The organism is Aurantiacibacter xanthus, from assembly GCF_003584015.1.
Lineage (GTDB): Bacteria > Pseudomonadota > Alphaproteobacteria > Sphingomonadales > Sphingomonadaceae > Alteraurantiacibacter > Alteraurantiacibacter xanthus.
Genome location: NZ_QXFM01000106.1, coordinates 1 through 16,034, shown reverse-complemented (window position 1 = coordinate 16,034; position 16,034 = coordinate 1). Strand labels below are relative to the sequence as shown.

Sequence of the window (16,034 nt, the reverse complement as noted above, 5' to 3'; positions counted from 1 at the left end):
CCCGCCGCTCAAGCGGGACTGCCGGTCCGCTCCTCGCCGCCCACCCCCCTTCCGGGGCCGGTGTGGTGTTTGAGGAAGGAGTGAGGACATGAAGCGGAACAGCGGGAATGTACGACAGAGCCTCTATTCTGAGGTGACCGACCGTGTGATTGCAGAACTTGAAGCGGGGCGGCTGCCCTGGGTGCAGCCTTGGGAGGCGAGCGCCTGTGGATGTGCCCTGCCAGAAAATGGCGTGACCGGGCGCCGCTATTCAGGGATCAATATCCTGATCCTTTGGGCGGCTGTCATGGAGCGTGGCTATGGCGTGCAGCGCTGGCTGACCTTTCGCCAGGCACAAACGCTCGGCGGCACTGTCCGCAAGGGCGAGAAGGGCATTTGCATCTGCTATGCGGATCGCTTCACCCCGAAAGACGAGGCCGAGCGCGCGCGAGACGAACAGCGCGAGGTACGGCAGATCGCGTTCCTGAAGCGCTTCACAGTGTTCAATGTCGATCAGTGCGAGGGACTGCCCGAAGCACTGACCGAGGTGCCCGAAAAGCTGCCCGAGGTGGAAGCAGTGCCCGCCGCGCATGCGCTTATCCGGACCAGCGGTGCCGACTTCCGCGTTGGCGGGAGCGAAGCCTATTATGCACCGGTCGGTGACTATGTCGCAGTCCCATCGCAGGCCGCCTTTCCCGATCCCATCAACTGGTATCGCACCGCGCTGCATGAGCTTGGCCACTGGACCGGGCATCCCAGCAGGCTCGATCGTGACCAGTCGGGCACCTTTGGCAGTGCTGCCTATGCCCGCGAAGAACTGGTCGCCGAGATGGCGAGCGCGTTCACTTGTGCCGCGCTATCGATCCGTCCGAGCATCCGCCATGCCGACTATATCGGCGCATGGCTCGCAGTGCTGCGCGAGGATGAACGGGCGATCTTCCGGGCAGCGAGTGCTGCCAGCAAGGCGGCCGACTGGCTGCTGCAGTACGTCGATGAACCTGCGCAGGAGTGCGTGTCATGATCGCCCGGCTGCTCATTCGCTTGCGTCATCGCCGTGCTCTGCGCCTTATCGAACAGGCGCTTGCCACGATGGACGAACTGCCCCGCGCCGTGTTCGAGCGGGCACGGTTCGGAAACCTAAATCATGCGCAAATCGCCGACGAACTCGGCATCACCGTTACCGAAGTCGAGCAGCATTTCGCCGCTGCGATGCTGCATATTGTGGATCATACCGATCCGGTCGGCGGGCCTTGAGCCCGCCGACAGGTCATCAATTTGCTTGGCATTTGCAGCCGAAGACGCGAACCTGACCCCATGAAGACCAGCCTCGACCACCTGCCCGAAGGGAAACGCCGCGAGCTTGAAGAGATCGTGCGTATTCTGTTTGCCGAGTTCGAGGATGCAACGAGCCTTGCGACCCAGAAATGGAAGAAGCAGGGCCGTATCCTCAAGGTCATTCTCTATGGCTCTTACGCCCGTGGCGACTGGGTCGAAGACCCGGTCGGCGGCTATTTCTCCGACTATGATATCCTTGTCGTGGTCAGCGACGAGCGGCTTACCGATGTGCTCGAGTTCTGGGCCAAAGCGGACGAGCATCTGATGCGCGAGGTCACGATCAGCAAGCGCATTTCTGCGCCGGTCAACTTCATCGTGCATAGCCTGTCCGATGTGAACAATCAGCTACAGCGCGGGCGGCCATTCTTTATCGACATCGTTCGCGATGGCGTCGTTCTGTATCAGAGTGACGACACCGAGTTCGCCATGCCGCGCAATCTGCCGCCCGCCGAGGCGCTGGTGGAGGCGAAGGCGAATTATCGTGAATGGTTCCGCAGCGCAGAGAAGTTCGCACGGGCGGCCCAGTTTTTAATTGAAGATGGCGCTCCCAAAGAAGCTGCCTTCAACATGCACCAAGCAACGGAGCGATTTTATCATTGCCTGCTGCTCACCCTCCGCTTGTACTCACCCAAGTCGCACAAGCTGAAGTTCCTGCGCAGCCAGGCCGAGCCTTTGGAACTGGATCTCGTTGAGGTCTGGCCGCGCGACAGCAAGTTTGCGCGGCGTTGTTTCGAGCGTCTGCAGGTCGCCTATGTGCAGGCGCGCTACTCACCGCATTACAAGATCACCGCCGAAGAACTCGAATGGATCGGCGAGCGGATAGCCATGTTACACACTGTCGTGAAGGACGCCTGCGAGCGGCATATCCATGAACTGAAACGGCAGATACCCGGACCGCCGATCGACTAGAAACGGCCCCCGCAGGGCCGAAAAGCGATACGCGACAGCGCTCGCGTCTCGTGGCTCCTCACGCGGCAATTCTCTCGCCGATTGCCAGCTCAAGCTGCGTTTCGCTGAACTCATCTGATGGCCCCGAGGGGCTAAGTGCATCGCGACCCACCGAGACGCTGATCCACTCGATCTGCGCTGATAATCTCACCGTATCGCCGTGCGAGCCGCGAACGATCGAGGTGCTTCCTGAGCCCTCGACTGCGAGCACAAAGCTGCATTCGCGCAGCTTTAGATCGTAGTGTCCGCGCAGCAAAGTGCCGTCCGAAACTGCCACCGCAAACCCCTCGCGAATGGCGCGTGAGGCGAGGATCATCACCGTCTCGGCATCGCCGGATAGCTGCAATCTGGCTTCGTCAGCGGGCTGGATGGTAATTGGCATAAGCTGGTCCTCGGGCGAAGAATCTAATGCATTACTATATAGAACAAATAAGGAACATACGAAAGTTTGGATCGGCGGTAAGGCGAGGAGATGTAAGGCAAGATTAAAGGATTGGCGCCATGCCCTGCGGTCGATGCGCCATAACCTGTTGTCTGCACATCCTTTTTCGCTTCTTCCGCGATGGCGCCATATGTGCGGCCATGGCGCCATGCCTTCCCGAAAGCCGCAGAAAACTGGGGTTTTTGATAGCGCCACCGGTAGTTAGACCAGCGATTGTGACGTGATCCGCACCGGACCAACGGGTGTAGGCAGTTCGGAAAACCTCGCAGCTCCTGCTGGGCCTGTTTGTTCTATTCTCAGGTCTGCAACATGCTGTGCGTCTGCGCGAGCCACTCTCTTTGTTTGCTGCCGCCCTGGGCATCACCTGGCGCGAGGGTCTTGTCGCTTCGATGGTGCTCGCGCGCGGAGAAAAAGGGAGCACCTCCACGGTCGCGCCGGAGCCTCAATCCGCGGCTAACGCGCCGCATATTTACAGGCGCGAGGCAGCCATGACGGGCGGACGGGAACGGACGGGGCGATCAGGGCCCGTCAGGTGGCTGGGCTCGTGGCTCAAGCGGGCTGATAGTCGAGGGTAAACACAGCCCATCAAAGGAGCCCCGCAATGAGCAACAATCCCGCCCCCGATGCGATCAGTGTCCGCGTCAAGGATGCCTGCCGGATGACCGGTATAGGCCGATCGAAATTTTACGAACTGATCGCCGCTGGCGAGGTCGAGATCGTGAAGATTGGAGCGATGACGCTTGTCCCTACAGACAGCCTCAGAAAGCTGATCGAGCGTGGTCGCCAGGGCGATGAGAAATGACCTGCATCTCCGCTTAGTTCGCGTCGTCGTTACGGCTGCTGTCGGAATACTTTCGGAAAGCGCGATAGCAGCTGAGCTGCCGAAGCAGAGATCTTCCGATTTGTGGCGGGATACGGGGCGGTCGAGAGGATCAGGCAAGGTCTCGTCGAGTGCGTCACTGCCGGCGATGGTCGCGATGTCTTGGAATGCCTAGCCTGACCGACAGAACGATTCTCAGACTGACGATCGAATGTCGCCAATGTCGGAAAGTCCGGAACGGCTCCTATGCGACGCTGAATGACCCGAAGCTGCCGTTGGTTCAGGAGGGCTGTTTTAGGGCTGACGAACGACCGCTACGTTGGACGATCCGGTCAGACTGCTTTTGGGAGCGCCGATTGGAAGCGGACGTTCCGGGTAGCGAACCGCCATGTCAGCTACGCGCCCTCATTTTGAGACTTAGCCATCCGAGATCGTTGTACCCGACAGCGGACCACAATCTTGACCATTTCAGATGACGGACTTGTACATTCAGTTCGTCTCCGTCAGGACTAATTTTTGTGCGTCAACTTGATCAAGGGTTCGAGCTCTTCATGAACCGCGAGGACAACCTAGCAATGTCAACGAGTCTGCTCGCTAGGCTGGCTCATGAGATAAAGGTGAAAAATGCAGCAGCCCTGTTCGACATCAATCGGATTGCTGAAGACTTTTTCGTCCCGATTTTATCGATCTTGTATGATTGTCCTGAGCTGAAGAACCAGAACGCAGTTGCATACAATTTTCCTGCGGTCGACCTGGGATGTGAAGCCGCTAAGGTCTCTATCCAAGTGACCTCGGACGCATCTAGCGCGAAGGTGGAAAAGACGCTTAGGCTGTTCGAGGAGCATAAACTGAATGACCGTTTCGACACGGTTTACGTGCTCGTTCTGACGGAGAAACAGGGCACTTACAGCTCGAGAAAGTTGAAAGAGCAAATTGCTGAACTCCCCATAGCGTTTGAACCTGACAACCACATAATTGACTATCGGGACCTTGCTGCACGATTAGGAGCGCTGGACAGCGAGAAGATTAAAGCGGTTACCGAAATCCTGATCAACGAATTTGCGAAACAGGACGCCAGCCTGGCATTCCGCAAAGAGCTAGAAAACTTCTTGACCGTTGCCCAGGCGAAGATCGAATTTGAGAAGAAGTCGAAAAAATATATTCCATCGATTTTCATAGAAACGAGTTCTGCTAAGGAGCAGGTGAGGTTCTTCGCTCATCCGCTCTTTTTCCATAGAAAGATTAGGGAAGGGTTTTTGAAGCTGAAGCTGACCGAGTTGAACGAGCTCCTTCGTCTCGCCAAGCAAAATCCAGTCGATGAATTGCCTGATTTAGCAACTCTTTCGTCTGATCCAACAAACTTGGATAAACTGGCCGAAGCACTTTCAAGCCAAACAGAAGCGCTGCAAGCATTGAGGTCCAAGATCGCTCCAATGAGCATGGATCGTGGGAACGCGGAGAGGTATGAGCCTACCGAGGATGCTGATGCTTATAGCCGGATCTGGAGGCATCCGGTAGAGAGCCGCGCATATGGCTTCAATCGTCGGCTGGACGACATTTTGGAGCTCATCGATTTGGGCCGAAAGAAGATCCTCCTTCTCACGGGGATGGCCGGTCAGGGAAAAACCAACTTCGTCTGTGACCTAGTCGAAAATATGTTTCGCAAGTTTCAGATTCCTTCGATCTTCATCCCAGCGCGTGAATTGAATGGCTACCAAGGCCAAGCGCGAATTTTCGATTTCATTGCCAGCAATCGGTATACTCCGAGCGTTCAGAGCTTGCATGGGCTTCTCAAGCTGTTCGATGAAGTGGCTAGAGAGAACGGCATGCCGTTCATCATAGTAGTTGACGGCATAAATGAGGTATCGGACTTTTCCGGGTTTTCTCAGCAGATCAATGACTTTTTGAGTGCTATCGCACAGTATGACCACATCAAAGCGATCATCACATGTCGAAGCGAGTTTTTCGATCAACGGTATGCGTCGATGCTTCAACAGGATTTCTCAGATCAGATATTCCATGTCGAAAATCTCCGATCTGAGATGTCAGAAAGACACAAAGATCGGCTGATTGAGGCGTATTTCGACTACTTCAAAATCGCGCTGACCCTCGGCAAGGAGGCGTCGGACTTCTTACGCAATGACCTGCTTCTGCTGCGCATTTTTTGTGAGATCGAGGAAGGTGCAGAGCAGCGTTTTGTTCCAACGATCTACAAGGGAGACGTCTTCGAACGCTTCCTGGTTCGAAAGGTTGGAGAGTTTGAAGATCATTTGAAGGCGCAAGTCGTCCCTGTCCTTCACAAAGTCGTATCAGAAATGATCCGGCTCGATAGTTTTAGCAGCCTAAGCACGTCAGCCTTTGGCTCGTCTGAGGCGTCAATAATTGAAAGATTGATCTCCGACGACATTATTCTTCGCAGCGAGCTGCCAGAAGCCTCACTTGCGACCGCTGGTCAGCAAAACATTTCGTTCACCTATGACGAGTTGCGCGATTTCATCTTGGCTCACTACATCGTGACCGACTTGGCGGACAAAGCTGTCGATGAGGTTTCATCGATATTGGCCAAGTTGGCAGGCCTACAGGTTCGAGAGGGGGTATTTCGCTACACCTACATACTGGCCCGGAAGCACGGCAAGGTGGACCTCGTCCAACTCTGTGAAACACAGCCTGATTTTGCTCAACATTTCGTGAACAACATCGAGCTGATAAGCCCCGAGATACAGAATGACGCGGACAGGGACCGGGTTAGGGATATTCTGAGTTCCCAAGGAAGCCCTCATGATGTCCGCGCTATCGCGGTATTCCTGTTCCATCGGAGAGTTCCAACTGAAGTTCTGAACATCGACATTCTCATCAATCATATCAACGCTCTGGACGACGATGGCTGTCGCCAATTTTTCACAACCATCTTCGCGACGGGAAATTGGAATTGGCAGAATGACTGGCGACGAGAGATTGGCAGGATTGTGGCGGGTTACCTGGAGCGCGCAGAGGAGCACTTCCCGCCTAAGGACAAGGCTTTGCTGACGTTTATGCTTCAAATTTCTGGCTATGCAGATTGGGAGTTTTTGGAACCGAACCGCAATAGATTTACATCACTGATGGCTAAAGCGGATTTCCAAGCGCAGCGCGACTACCTCGCAAATGCTTGTTCAAGCGTGATCGTCGATAACGCAGCGGAAATTTGGGCCTTTGCAGCATGAGAAGCTGGGAAAAAATAGAGCTCGTAATCGCAACGTCGTGGCAGCCGAACGAAAGGGATTTTCTAAGGAGGCTCAAGATTGAGCCCCACGGCATTGGAGCACTTTTTTTCAGGGACGCCTTCGCATGCCTCTTTTCAGATTCCATCAACGCCAAGCGTGAGTTTGAGCAATACTATTCAGTAGAATATGGGACCCTTAAGCGCTACCTTGACGGACGTTACGGAATAGTCATGGGCGATGATGACCTCGAGAAGGAGAACATCTTTCTTTGCACTTGGTTATCGAGTGCGCTCGATAGGCACTATGATGATAGCCAATTCGAAAACGTAATGAAGTGCATTCGCGACTTGGAGAGTGAGAATGAAAGTCAAACTTGATTTCGTCTCGAACAGTTCATCTACCTCATTTGTATATATTTCTGAAGGTGACCTTGAGAAAGAGGATTTCTTCAAGGCTGCGGGTGTGAGCCCAGACAGCCCAGTTTCTGATCTGTTCGGCCAAATGTTCTATGAGCTATCTTCGCGGATCCGGGAAGGCACCCTCCTTAGTTCGAGCGACGAAATTGATGACCTAGACGAGCGTCACGAATTTACTGCCGAGACCATCGCAAAAATGAAGGATGCTGTGTCCAAGGGGCAGAAGGTGATTGTCTCTCAATTAAGCAGCGAGAACAATCTTCCTGAGATGATGATGTGCACTTCGATATTCGAGATAGACTCTGACAAATTTCATATCAACGCATATTCGAATTACTGGTAGATAGGTATGCTGAAGGCAAATCGATACCGAAGCCTCGGTTATACCTCCTTTTTTGATGAAGACTCCGGCTTCTTCGCTAGATTGCCAGATGAAGGAAAGCCTGAGCCATTCTGGTCTCCGCATGGCCCGGAGCTCATGGACATATCGATCACGAACTGGTGCGATATGGGGTGCGCTTTCTGCTATAAATCATCGACCAGGCGCGGTTCGCATATGTCGATCTCTGACTACAAGTCAGTCATCGACCAAGCGGCTAAGATGGGTACATTTCAAGTGGCGCTTGGTGGAGGCAATCCGAACCAGCACCCCGATTTCATTGAGATTTTGGAGTATACACGCTCGAAGGGCATAGTTCCGAATTACACGACCAACGGACGTGGCTTAACCCAAGAAATCCTACAAGTGACGAAATCCAACTGCGGCGCTGTCGCAGTGTCTGCGTATGAGCCTTTTGATGAAGCTGCCGATGCCATCCAACTCCTTACAGCTTCAGGTATCAAAACGAATGTACATTTCATTCTGGATGCGTTTAGTATCGACACTGCGATTGAGTGGCTCAAGGAGCCACCGGCATTTCTAGAACCGGTCAACGCGCTCATCTTCCTGAATTACAAACCTTCGGGGAGAAAAGTATTTGAAGAGCGGATGCTGAGGAATAGCGCGAGGTTGGACGAGTTCTTCTCTCTCGCGACAGCCCCCACCGCTAGGCAAAAGGTCGGTTTTGACGCCTGTTGTGTTAGCGGCCTTTTTGCCAGGACAGACGCCAACAATGCACTTGTCGATGCTTGCGACGCAGGGCGGTTCTCGCTCTACGTTTCCGAAGACATGCGAGTCTACCCATGCTCTTTCCAAGCGGCGCTCGCTGACGGGGATCTGCTGGATGAAGCAACAAGTCTTCACGACATCTGGATGAACTCGGACAACGTTCGCTCGTTCAGAAGCTACTTCGCATCTGATCGATGTGGTGGCTGCTCACATCGAGCCAATTGCATGAACGGTTGCCCAATCTTTGATGATCTCGTGGTCTGCGGCAATCGCTAGTCGAGCTCAGCTTTCAGACTCGAACATAAGCAGGCAGTTCACCTAGATCGTCGAACGGATCCTTCATGTGAGCGCGACGAACGATTAATCTGCCACGCGAATAGCCATGCGCATTGCTGCGATAGCGGAGGATACTTGGCCACCTGGGTGGCACGGGCCATTCGCTTGTGAGATGAAAGAGCATATGATCTGACTTAGCGATTTCTGCCGGCTCATCGACAACAAATTTTGAGTGCGTTTCGGTCTCGCTATCGTATTTCGCTGTGGTGAACCGATCCCAGCGTTCGGGTCTGAACGGAACAGTTGCTTTGTATTCGGCAGCAATGTCCGCTGCCTCGCTAGGTTTGGCGAAATAGATGGCATCTGCTGCTCGCATATATTGATGTTCATTGAATGCGAGTACATCGCTCTCCCGGTTGAGGTGGACCTCATCTCGACAGGCTGATGGAAGTGAATAAACGGCAGGGTCATACGCGAGTACAAGTTTGCGCGGGCCCAGCGGAAGAAAGAGCGTAAGCCCTGCGGCGTTGAAGCCAAAACTCCTGATGCCCCGACGCTGAATAAGCCAGCGGTTTGTCATCACCGCAGGATCGTCCGAAGTTACGAAATCGCGACTTGAACGGTTCCGAATAATGGCGATCTTTAGGTCATCAATGGTTCCGGCCTGAAGCTGATCGTTGAAGGCGAACATCAATTCCTGCAGCGCTTTCTTGGGTGTTGGATCTTGCGACGCGTCCCATTTCTTTCCATGTGCTTCTTCAAAACTACGAAAGAAGTCAGCCATTTGCGTCATGCGCGATAGCGCTCTTGATACTTGTTCGGACGTTCGCATTGATTGAAGCAAAACGAAGTATAATAATAGCCATCGATCTTGTTGGTTAGGCTTGACCCCCGATTCTGCGAGCCGACTTACAAGACTTCCGTACGCTCCCTCCATCTGCCCCAACAACTTCTCAAGCTGTCCATCCTCTCCATAAAAATATGGCTTGGCGCATTGGCCCGTGATGGGTGCGCTCAAAATCCGTCGATCGTGATTGAGAAGATACAGATTAATTGCTCTACCCGCACCATTCAGAGAAAAGGGTTTGAAATATGCGCGTGGAACGTAGTGTTGGTTCTTATATTCGGGCATTGATAGTATCGCTATTGAGGGTAAAGATACGGCGAAAATTCGCCTTTTCCGCAGATTCCTAAACAAATGTGCAATGACTCGATTTGGCGAGAGTTGCACCAAGAGCAGATAGCCCGCAATGGCCCAGTTGCCGTCGCCAGCGAACTGCTGAATGAATGGCAGCTATCAACGAACGAAGCGGAGGTCGGGAACGACGGCTTTGTTAGCGGCAGTTGCCGACCAACATGCGCCGGTCGCCGGTCGGGCCTCCAACGGCAACTTCTGCTAGAAGCTCCCGCTCGGTCGGCGTCAAGCCGTCTGGCAGCAACGCGCACTCATATCGGTCACTTGGCCTGTCAGGTGGTGATCGTGAAAGCCGCAGTCCTTTGGGTAAGATTGGAAAGGCGGTCGCTGGACGGTGCGAGCGCGAGCGCCACCCGCATTTAGATGCCGCTATGAGCCCGATTTGATTAAGGAGAAGCTGAGTTTGCAGGTCCGCGAGAGTTGGAAAACGTCTCGTATGTCTTTTTGAACTGCTTCACCGCACGGTTGACGCGAAAAAGGCGCCATCGACCGGGAGGTTTACCTTCAACATAAGCAATTCGAACAGCTAGGTCGATCTGTTCGCCCATGACCTTAGCTTGACTGAACAAAAGTTGCGCGGTCTCTGGCGAAGGCTTTGCATGGCCGATCCAATCCGGCAGGCGTGCTAGAGTACGAAGGGCGTCATCAATCCCCCACAAAGTATATCGAACGTCTAGTCGCTTCTCTTTCAGACGCTTTGCTGCGTCAGCAGCAGCTCGATATCGATCAGGATGTTGCGTGCCTGCGATCGTTTTCAGCTGAATGTTGGACAAGGCTAAGACTTCGTGCACACACTTCCCGATCGCCTTAAGATCTTCAGCGATCACGTCGCGATGGGCTGTCCTGTATTCCTCGCCACGCTTATTCATCAATGTGAACAGAAGCGTGATGACCGTGGCAGACGCGGCAATTAGAGCGGCAATCAAGGTGGCTTCCGGCGCGGTCATAGATCCTCGCTGAGGGATGACTTCGTTCGCAGCACTGCACATTCCTCCGCATACATTGAGAATTGACTCAGCACATAGACGTGAGAGCTTGCGCTGCCCTTAGGCTTCGCCGTTATTACCACGCACGACCGCACTGAACCTGTGGTCGTCGTCCGGATCTACATCGGCCATGGCCTCGATCAAAGCCTGAAGCCGCCGCGAAAGCAGGTCTTGTTGGTCCTTCTGATCCGCAAGCCCAAGGACCTCAGAGATCGCGTCGATTGCTCCCCCAACGGCAAAAAACAAAGTCGAAAGCAGGAGGACAAAGTGCTCCATAACCCAGATATATTCAAACTCCTCAGAGTTCCGGGCGGGCGTCACTCTGCTACCCTGCCAAAAAAAATTAACCCCATAATAGCTTCCATGGAGGAGCTCCGAAGCCGGTCGATAGATGCCGAAGTAAGCTGATCCAAGGCCCAGACCTCCCCGTCGGCTCCTAGCCGATACAGCTGAGATTCGGCCCTCCAAGCTAGTGTCTACCCATTCTCGAACCTCTGTACCGCGCTTTCTCGTGAATTCATCGACCGCATCACGAAGACCGGGGAAATCATCGATGTTCATTTCGATATCGCGCGAGGTAGCGATGTGCAGATCACCAATCTGCGTTGTGCGATTAAGGTCCCGCCATCGCTTCTGCGCATGTGACGGATTGCCCGTTCGCCCATCGCATCCCCTTGGACCGAGATGAAGGCCGCATTGATGGCAGTTTCGACCGTCGAGCGAGCAATTCCAAATCCATCTCGGATTGCCATTGTGCGCTCTTGCGTCAGAGCCAGCACACTCTGTACAGAAACCCCCACGGCTTGAAGCATGAGCATCGGGATCCAAACCGACGGCGAAAGGTGGTTGGGATCGCGTTCGTTTAGCTGGTCGATGGTCGCATCCAGCGCCCGGGTTTGCTCTTGAAGAAGTACCCTTCCTTGCTGATGAAACTCAGCCAGGCGGGTCTTAAGCGTGCTCGATTCAGCCATAGTCAAAAATAATGCCGCGCTGCCTCAGCCTCCGCAACAGGATCAATAGAGGCCGATAGGATCGGCGCGTCTCAATCCGTTCCCTGCCGGTCTTCAGCAATACTCTTAGCCTAATAGCCGGCTCATGCACCAGAATGGCGGCTATTGCGGAGTCGCTGCCTTAAAGTAGACTGACCGCACCCGACCCAGTTTCTGTCGCGACGACGAGCGGTCAAACAAACGCTGAATATCCGGTACTGCTGAAACCTGTCGTTCGGCATCCTGCCCAGGAACGTCGGGTTTGTTCCAGAGCCGGTTGATCACATCGATGCATCGGCCCGATGAATGTACGGCAGGTAAAAGGGGCTCAAATTGGGCTCGCAACGACCGCTCTGTCGGCGGAACTACTTGGCAGGAAGTACCGGCCCCTTCCGTTCCGCGCCCACCTCGCCGATGCCACAAGCTGCCCTTCATTCAGGTTAGTTGCTTCGCGCCGGGAGGGACCAATTCGGGCTGCTGGCGGGCCGCTCAACTATCACCTGCATCATCTGCTCTAGCGGTCAGGTCACGCTTGTTCCATGAGTGTGCATCTCGATGAAGTTGGGGGCAGATGAGCGATAAAACAGACAAGATGAAGGTAGCGGCGCTCGAGGCCGTGATCGCCAACGTCAAGCGGCTGCTCAGCGATGCCCGGTTCCTGCAGGATGGCGGCAGCGCAGGCTCTGCACTCAGTCTCGCTATCTTGGCGTTTGAGGAGGCGGGCAAAGGGCACATCATCGAGAACGGCTGGGAAAAGCCGAAGCATGCGCGAAGCCAGCATAGCTACCGCCACTTTATGGCTTTCATCGTCCTGCAGGCCTCGTTCACGCAGAAGTACGGTCTCGACATGAAGGGCGTGCAGAGCAAGATCGCCGCTCGGTTTGCAGCCCTTGGTCTCAAGCCCGGCAGCAAGGGGCCGTTGCCGCCGATGAGTTCGGAACTGCGCGAAGCGTTGCGCGCTGAGCTCCTCCCACAGTTCGCGCACATGTCTGACGAGCAAAAGATTGTTTTCGGAATCGAGCAACGCTGGCTGACGAAGATCGCCGAGGCGGTGCATCAAGGTCAACTTGAGAAGGTCCGACAATCGGGCCTCTACCTCGACACCGATTCGCAGCTGACGGTCATCTCCACTCCGGCTTCGGTGGCGCGGATCGATGCCGAGCGTTGGATCTGGGCTGCAACCCGCGTGCTCAATCTGCTCGAGAAGGGCGTTTACTATCAGCCCTATTCACCGTTGGCGGAGCTGGTGACTGCAGTGAACGCTGGCGACGAGGACGCCGCACGCGTACTCGAAGCGGCTAAATCCATGGCTACAGAAGCGATGGCAGCGGCTCCCGATCCCGCTTGAAACCTCGGAATATAATCGACAGCTGACGGGGACAGGCACCGCGGCTCTCGTTAGGAGAAGGAAATGGCCGATATGTTCCGGGTGGTAATCCCAGTTGATTCGATGGACATCACGTCGTGGCAGCTCGCCGCAGCTTATGCGCTCAAGATGGCGTCTGAGGCCTCACCGCGCGCCACCGATGTTGTGCTGCTGACTCACACCAAGCACCAACTCGATCATACCTCGCTCGCCGGTCATCTCGGGCCGGGCGCTTCGAAGGCATTATCCAAGGGGACAACGCTCAATCTCGATGGCGGCGCCACGCTCCGTCACGCGACGCTACGCACCCTTGGTTATTCGACCCGCAACAGCATCGTCATCGCGTTCTACGCGGACGAAGGCATGCTAGAGACGCTCGATGGACTGAAGGGCTTAGCCGGGATCGTCGCCGTGCCCGAATTCGATGGCGACATCGATCAGTGGATCAAGCGCTGGAATCCGGTCGTGCATGGCGCGAAGCGCGAAGCCACTAAGCCGCTCATCGACGATCCGGTGATCGAAAGGGCGCTCAAATCCATTACTCAGATGAGCAACACCGCCTATGACGTGCTGCACCCGCGCGACAAGGAGTTCGCTGACGGCGTATTCCGCATACTGCGTGCCAAGGGCCATGCGCTCGATCCGGCCGCGATAAAGTCGTGGGCAATCCGCCAGGGTTGGAAACCCGGGGGAGCCGATGAGCTAAGCAAAGTCGCCGCGAAGATTGCTAAGCTCAAGAACAAGCCGAGTTTGGGTGCGCTTCACGACCCTCATGGGCGTTACGAGCGCTGGAAGGGCTGAGCGGCTGACCCGCGCATCCCGGCTCCCAACTTCAGCCAGACTGTAGCGCGTGAATAAAGAGCATTGCTGGCAACTTTGGGGGGCCGATCTAATCGCCGGGTCGTTGCCCCGCTAAAGCGGCTCGTCCAGCAAATGCTGACCTAGCTCCACAAGCGGGGAATCAATCAGTCTACGGCCTCCTGCGGCCGTGCGAATAGGAAGCGTACATGAACGAATGACCGGTTTGGGCGAGTCAATCTAGTTCCATGAACGACCGCAATGTTGGCGGAAACGGACGCGGGCATTGCGATGTAGAATGGTTCGGTGCGTAAAACCAGCCAGTCCGAATCCGGCCCACTTGAGCCCGTAGCCGTACCGACAGTAGTCAAGCGCGGCGAAAGACCGGAGTGAAAATCTTCGCTCCGTCGCGAAGTTGCTCCAGATGATCGGACCACCACTGCATCATTCGTACCCTCTCCGCCCAATGCGCGCCGCGATGATAGGCAGCTCGCACCTGGTCGGGGTCCTTGTGCGCGAGTGAACGCTCGATTGCATCTGGATGCCACAAGCCAGATTCATTTAGCAGGGTGCTCGCTACGGCGCGAAAGCCGTGAGACGTCATCTCGTCACCACCATAACCGAGCCGACGCAATGCAGAATTGAGCGTGTTCTCGGACATACAGCGCCGCGTCGTATGAAAGGCGGGGAACAGGTACGAGCCAGCGTTTGAAAGCGCTCGAAGCTGACCCAACAGTTCTACAACCTGACTCGAAAGCGGCACCGCGTGCGGCTGAGACATTTTCATTTTCTCACCCGGAATACGCCATACCGCACCTTCCAGATCGAACTCGTGCCATTCCGCCTTACGCAACTTGAACCGCCCCGCGATTGCCGGAGGCCATTTGGTTTGAGTTATGCCGCCATCGGGCGTTCGTCCAGCATGGCGTAGTATCGTGCTTCGGCTTCGGCGGGCGGGATGTTGCCGATTGGCTCGAGCAACCGCCTGTTGTTGAACCAACTCACCCATTCGAGCGTGGCATGTTCGACAGCCTCGAACGACCGCCACGGCCCGCGTCGGTGGATCACCTCGGCTTTGTAGAGTCCGTTGATCGTTTCGGCCAAAGCGTTGTCGTAGCTGTCGCCAACGCTGCCCACCGAAGGTTCGATCCCGGCTTCGGCGAGACGCTCGGTGTACTTGATCGAGACGTACTGGCTACCGCGGTCGGAGTGGTGGATAAGACCGCCATGATGGACGGGCCGCCGATGATGGATCGCCTGCTCCAGGGCATCCAGGACGAACCCGGCATGCGCGGTCCGGCTCACTCGCCAGCCCACGATATAGCGGGCGAACACGTCGATCACGAAGGCGACGTAGACGAACCCGGTCCAAGTCGCGACGTACGTAAAGTCCGACACCCACAGCATGTTCGGCGCCGGGGCATGGAACTGCCGGTTGACCTGATCGAGCGGGCAAGGCGCCGCCTTGTCGCTCACCGTCGTCTTCACCGGCTTGCCCCGGATCACGCCCTGCAGACCAAGATCGCGCATCAGCCGCTCGACCGTGCATCGGGCGATGTCGAAGCCTTCGCGCTTCATCTGCCGCCACACCTTCCTTGCACCATAGACGCCGAAGTTCTCGGAGAACACGCGCAGCACCTCGGGCTTCAGGGCCTGATCGCGCTGGGCACGGGCCGACATTCGCGAGGGATCGCGCCGCTGCGCGACACGCTCGTGGTAGGTGGATGGGGCGATCGGCAAAACCCTGCAGATCGGCTCGACCCCGTACTCCTCGCGATGCTCGTCGATGAACCCGCTCATCGCTTCAGTGGGCGGTCGAGCTCCGCCTGGGCAAAATAAGCAGACGCCTTGCGCAGGATCTCGTTGGCCTGGCGCAGCTCGCGGTTCTCGCGTTCCAGCGCCTTGAGCTTGTCAGCCAGCTCGGACGGAACGCCAGCACGCATGCCCTTGTCGACCTCGGACTTCTTCACCCACTCGAGCAGCGTGTAGGCCGAGCAGCCAATCTTGCCGGCAATCGATGTCACCGCGGCCCAGCGCGAGGGATGATCCTTCTCGCTGTCGAGAACCATCCGCACCGCCCGCTCGCGAACCTCGGGTGAAAACTTGTTCGTCGTCTTGCTCATAGACCCTTCCTCTCAGGAGTTGGGGCCTCCGGCAATCGCGGGGCGGTTCA

The 16,034-nt window shown here is 55.7% G+C and carries 17 protein-coding genes and 1 other annotated feature; of the genes, 10 read left to right on the top strand and 7 right to left on the bottom strand.

Going from position 1 to position 16,034, the window contains the following annotated elements:
• The first annotated feature begins 88 nt into the window (after positions 1-88).
• The 3 genes from D2V17_RS11880 to D2V17_RS11870 are packed head-to-tail and all read left to right on the top strand — an operon-like array spanning position 89 to position 2,223.
• A complete protein-coding gene (locus tag D2V17_RS11880) occupies positions 89-1,000 on the top strand; it encodes an ArdC family protein (RefSeq protein WP_119593108.1) in 912 nt (303 codons plus the stop codon).
• On the top strand, positions 997-1,233 hold the full coding sequence (locus D2V17_RS11875; protein ID WP_119593107.1) for a sigma factor-like helix-turn-helix DNA-binding protein: 237 nt from the start codon (positions 997-999) through the stop codon (positions 1,231-1,233). Before D2V17_RS11880 ends, D2V17_RS11875 begins: the two co-directional genes overlap by 4 nt.
• A 60-nt stretch (positions 1,234-1,293) precedes the next feature.
• Positions 1,294-2,223, top strand: a complete 930-nt coding sequence (locus D2V17_RS11870; protein ID WP_119593106.1) for a HEPN domain-containing protein — start codon at positions 1,294-1,296, stop codon at positions 2,221-2,223.
• 58 nt (positions 2,224-2,281) lie between these two features.
• Here D2V17_RS11870 and D2V17_RS11865 read toward each other — a convergent pair whose 3' ends face one another.
• Positions 2,282-2,644 carry a hypothetical protein gene (locus tag D2V17_RS11865; protein WP_147367382.1) on the bottom strand — a complete coding sequence of 121 codons (363 nt, stop codon included), beginning with the start codon at positions 2,642-2,644 and terminating at the stop codon, positions 2,282-2,284.
• A 661-nt stretch (positions 2,645-3,305) separates the two neighbouring features.
• Here D2V17_RS11865 and D2V17_RS11860 point away from each other — a divergent pair.
• From D2V17_RS11860 to D2V17_RS11840, 5 genes are all read left to right on the top strand, one after another.
• Complete coding sequence (locus D2V17_RS11860; protein ID WP_119593104.1) at positions 3,306-3,506, top strand: helix-turn-helix domain-containing protein; 201 nt, start codon at positions 3,306-3,308, stop codon at positions 3,504-3,506.
• Positions 3,507-4,075: 569 nt separating this feature from the next.
• Positions 4,076-6,727, top strand: a complete 2,652-nt coding sequence (locus tag D2V17_RS11855) for an SMEK domain-containing protein (protein WP_119593103.1) — start codon at positions 4,076-4,078, stop codon at positions 6,725-6,727.
• Entirely contained in the window at positions 6,724-7,104 is a 381-nt protein-coding gene (locus D2V17_RS21565) for a hypothetical protein (RefSeq protein ID WP_119593102.1), read from the top strand. The genes D2V17_RS11855 and D2V17_RS21565 overlap by 4 nt, the downstream gene beginning before the upstream one ends.
• Positions 7,088-7,486, top strand: coding sequence for an alpha-amylase family protein (locus tag D2V17_RS11845; RefSeq protein WP_119593101.1), 399 nt, complete (start codon positions 7,088-7,090; stop codon positions 7,484-7,486). Before D2V17_RS21565 ends, D2V17_RS11845 begins: the two co-directional genes overlap by 17 nt.
• A gap of 6 nt (positions 7,487-7,492) precedes the next feature.
• Positions 7,493-8,527, top strand: a complete 1,035-nt coding sequence (locus tag D2V17_RS11840; RefSeq protein ID WP_119593100.1) for a radical SAM/SPASM domain-containing protein — start codon at positions 7,493-7,495, stop codon at positions 8,525-8,527.
• 13 nt (positions 8,528-8,540) lie between these two features.
• On the opposite strand, the gene D2V17_RS11835 is transcribed toward D2V17_RS11840, so the two are convergent.
• The 4 genes from D2V17_RS11835 to D2V17_RS11825 form a co-directional block, all read right to left on the bottom strand.
• Positions 8,541-9,659, bottom strand: coding sequence for a DUF4238 domain-containing protein (locus tag D2V17_RS11835; protein ID WP_119593099.1), 1,119 nt, complete (start codon positions 9,657-9,659; stop codon positions 8,541-8,543).
• A gap of 449 nt (positions 9,660-10,108) precedes the next feature.
• Positions 10,109-10,669 (bottom strand): hypothetical protein, encoded by a 561-nt coding sequence (locus D2V17_RS20980; protein ID WP_147367380.1) that lies wholly within the window; start codon positions 10,667-10,669, stop codon positions 10,109-10,111.
• Between the two features lie 99 nt (positions 10,670-10,768).
• The gene (locus D2V17_RS20975; RefSeq protein WP_147367378.1) at positions 10,769-11,269 is read right to left on the bottom strand and encodes a hypothetical protein; all 501 of its coding nucleotides are present in this window, start codon (positions 11,267-11,269) and stop codon (positions 10,769-10,771) included.
• Positions 11,266-11,679, bottom strand: coding sequence for a hypothetical protein (locus tag D2V17_RS11825; RefSeq protein ID WP_119593097.1), 414 nt, complete (start codon positions 11,677-11,679; stop codon positions 11,266-11,268). The genes D2V17_RS20975 and D2V17_RS11825 overlap by 4 nt, the downstream gene beginning before the upstream one ends.
• Positions 11,680-12,268: 589 nt before the next feature.
• Here D2V17_RS11825 and D2V17_RS11820 point away from each other — a divergent pair.
• Together D2V17_RS11820 and D2V17_RS11815 are read left to right on the top strand one after the other, a co-directional pair.
• A complete protein-coding gene (locus D2V17_RS11820) occupies positions 12,269-13,045 on the top strand; it encodes an AbiV family abortive infection protein (protein ID WP_119593096.1) in 777 nt (258 codons plus the stop codon).
• Between the two features lie 63 nt (positions 13,046-13,108).
• The gene (locus D2V17_RS11815; protein WP_119593095.1) at positions 13,109-13,864 is read left to right on the top strand and encodes a DUF1889 family protein; all 756 of its coding nucleotides are present in this window, start codon (positions 13,109-13,111) and stop codon (positions 13,862-13,864) included.
• A 364-nt stretch (positions 13,865-14,228) separates the two neighbouring features.
• Here D2V17_RS11815 and D2V17_RS11810 read toward each other — a convergent pair whose 3' ends face one another.
• Together D2V17_RS11810 and D2V17_RS11805 are read right to left on the bottom strand one after the other, a co-directional pair.
• Positions 14,229-14,714 (bottom strand): tyrosine-type recombinase/integrase, encoded by a 486-nt coding sequence (locus tag D2V17_RS11810; protein WP_342767843.1) that lies wholly within the window; start codon positions 14,712-14,714, stop codon positions 14,229-14,231.
• Between the two features lie 41 nt (positions 14,715-14,755).
• A protein-coding gene (locus tag D2V17_RS11805; protein WP_119592530.1) for an IS3 family transposase occupies positions 14,756-15,984 on the bottom strand; the annotation gives its coding sequence in 2 pieces (ribosomal slippage) (positions 14,756-15,696 and positions 15,696-15,984; 1,230 coding nt in all).
• Positions 15,587-15,703: a sequence feature (AL1L pseudoknot), on the bottom strand. Its footprint overlaps the gene before it by 117 nt.
• Positions 15,985-16,034 lie beyond the last annotated feature (50 nt).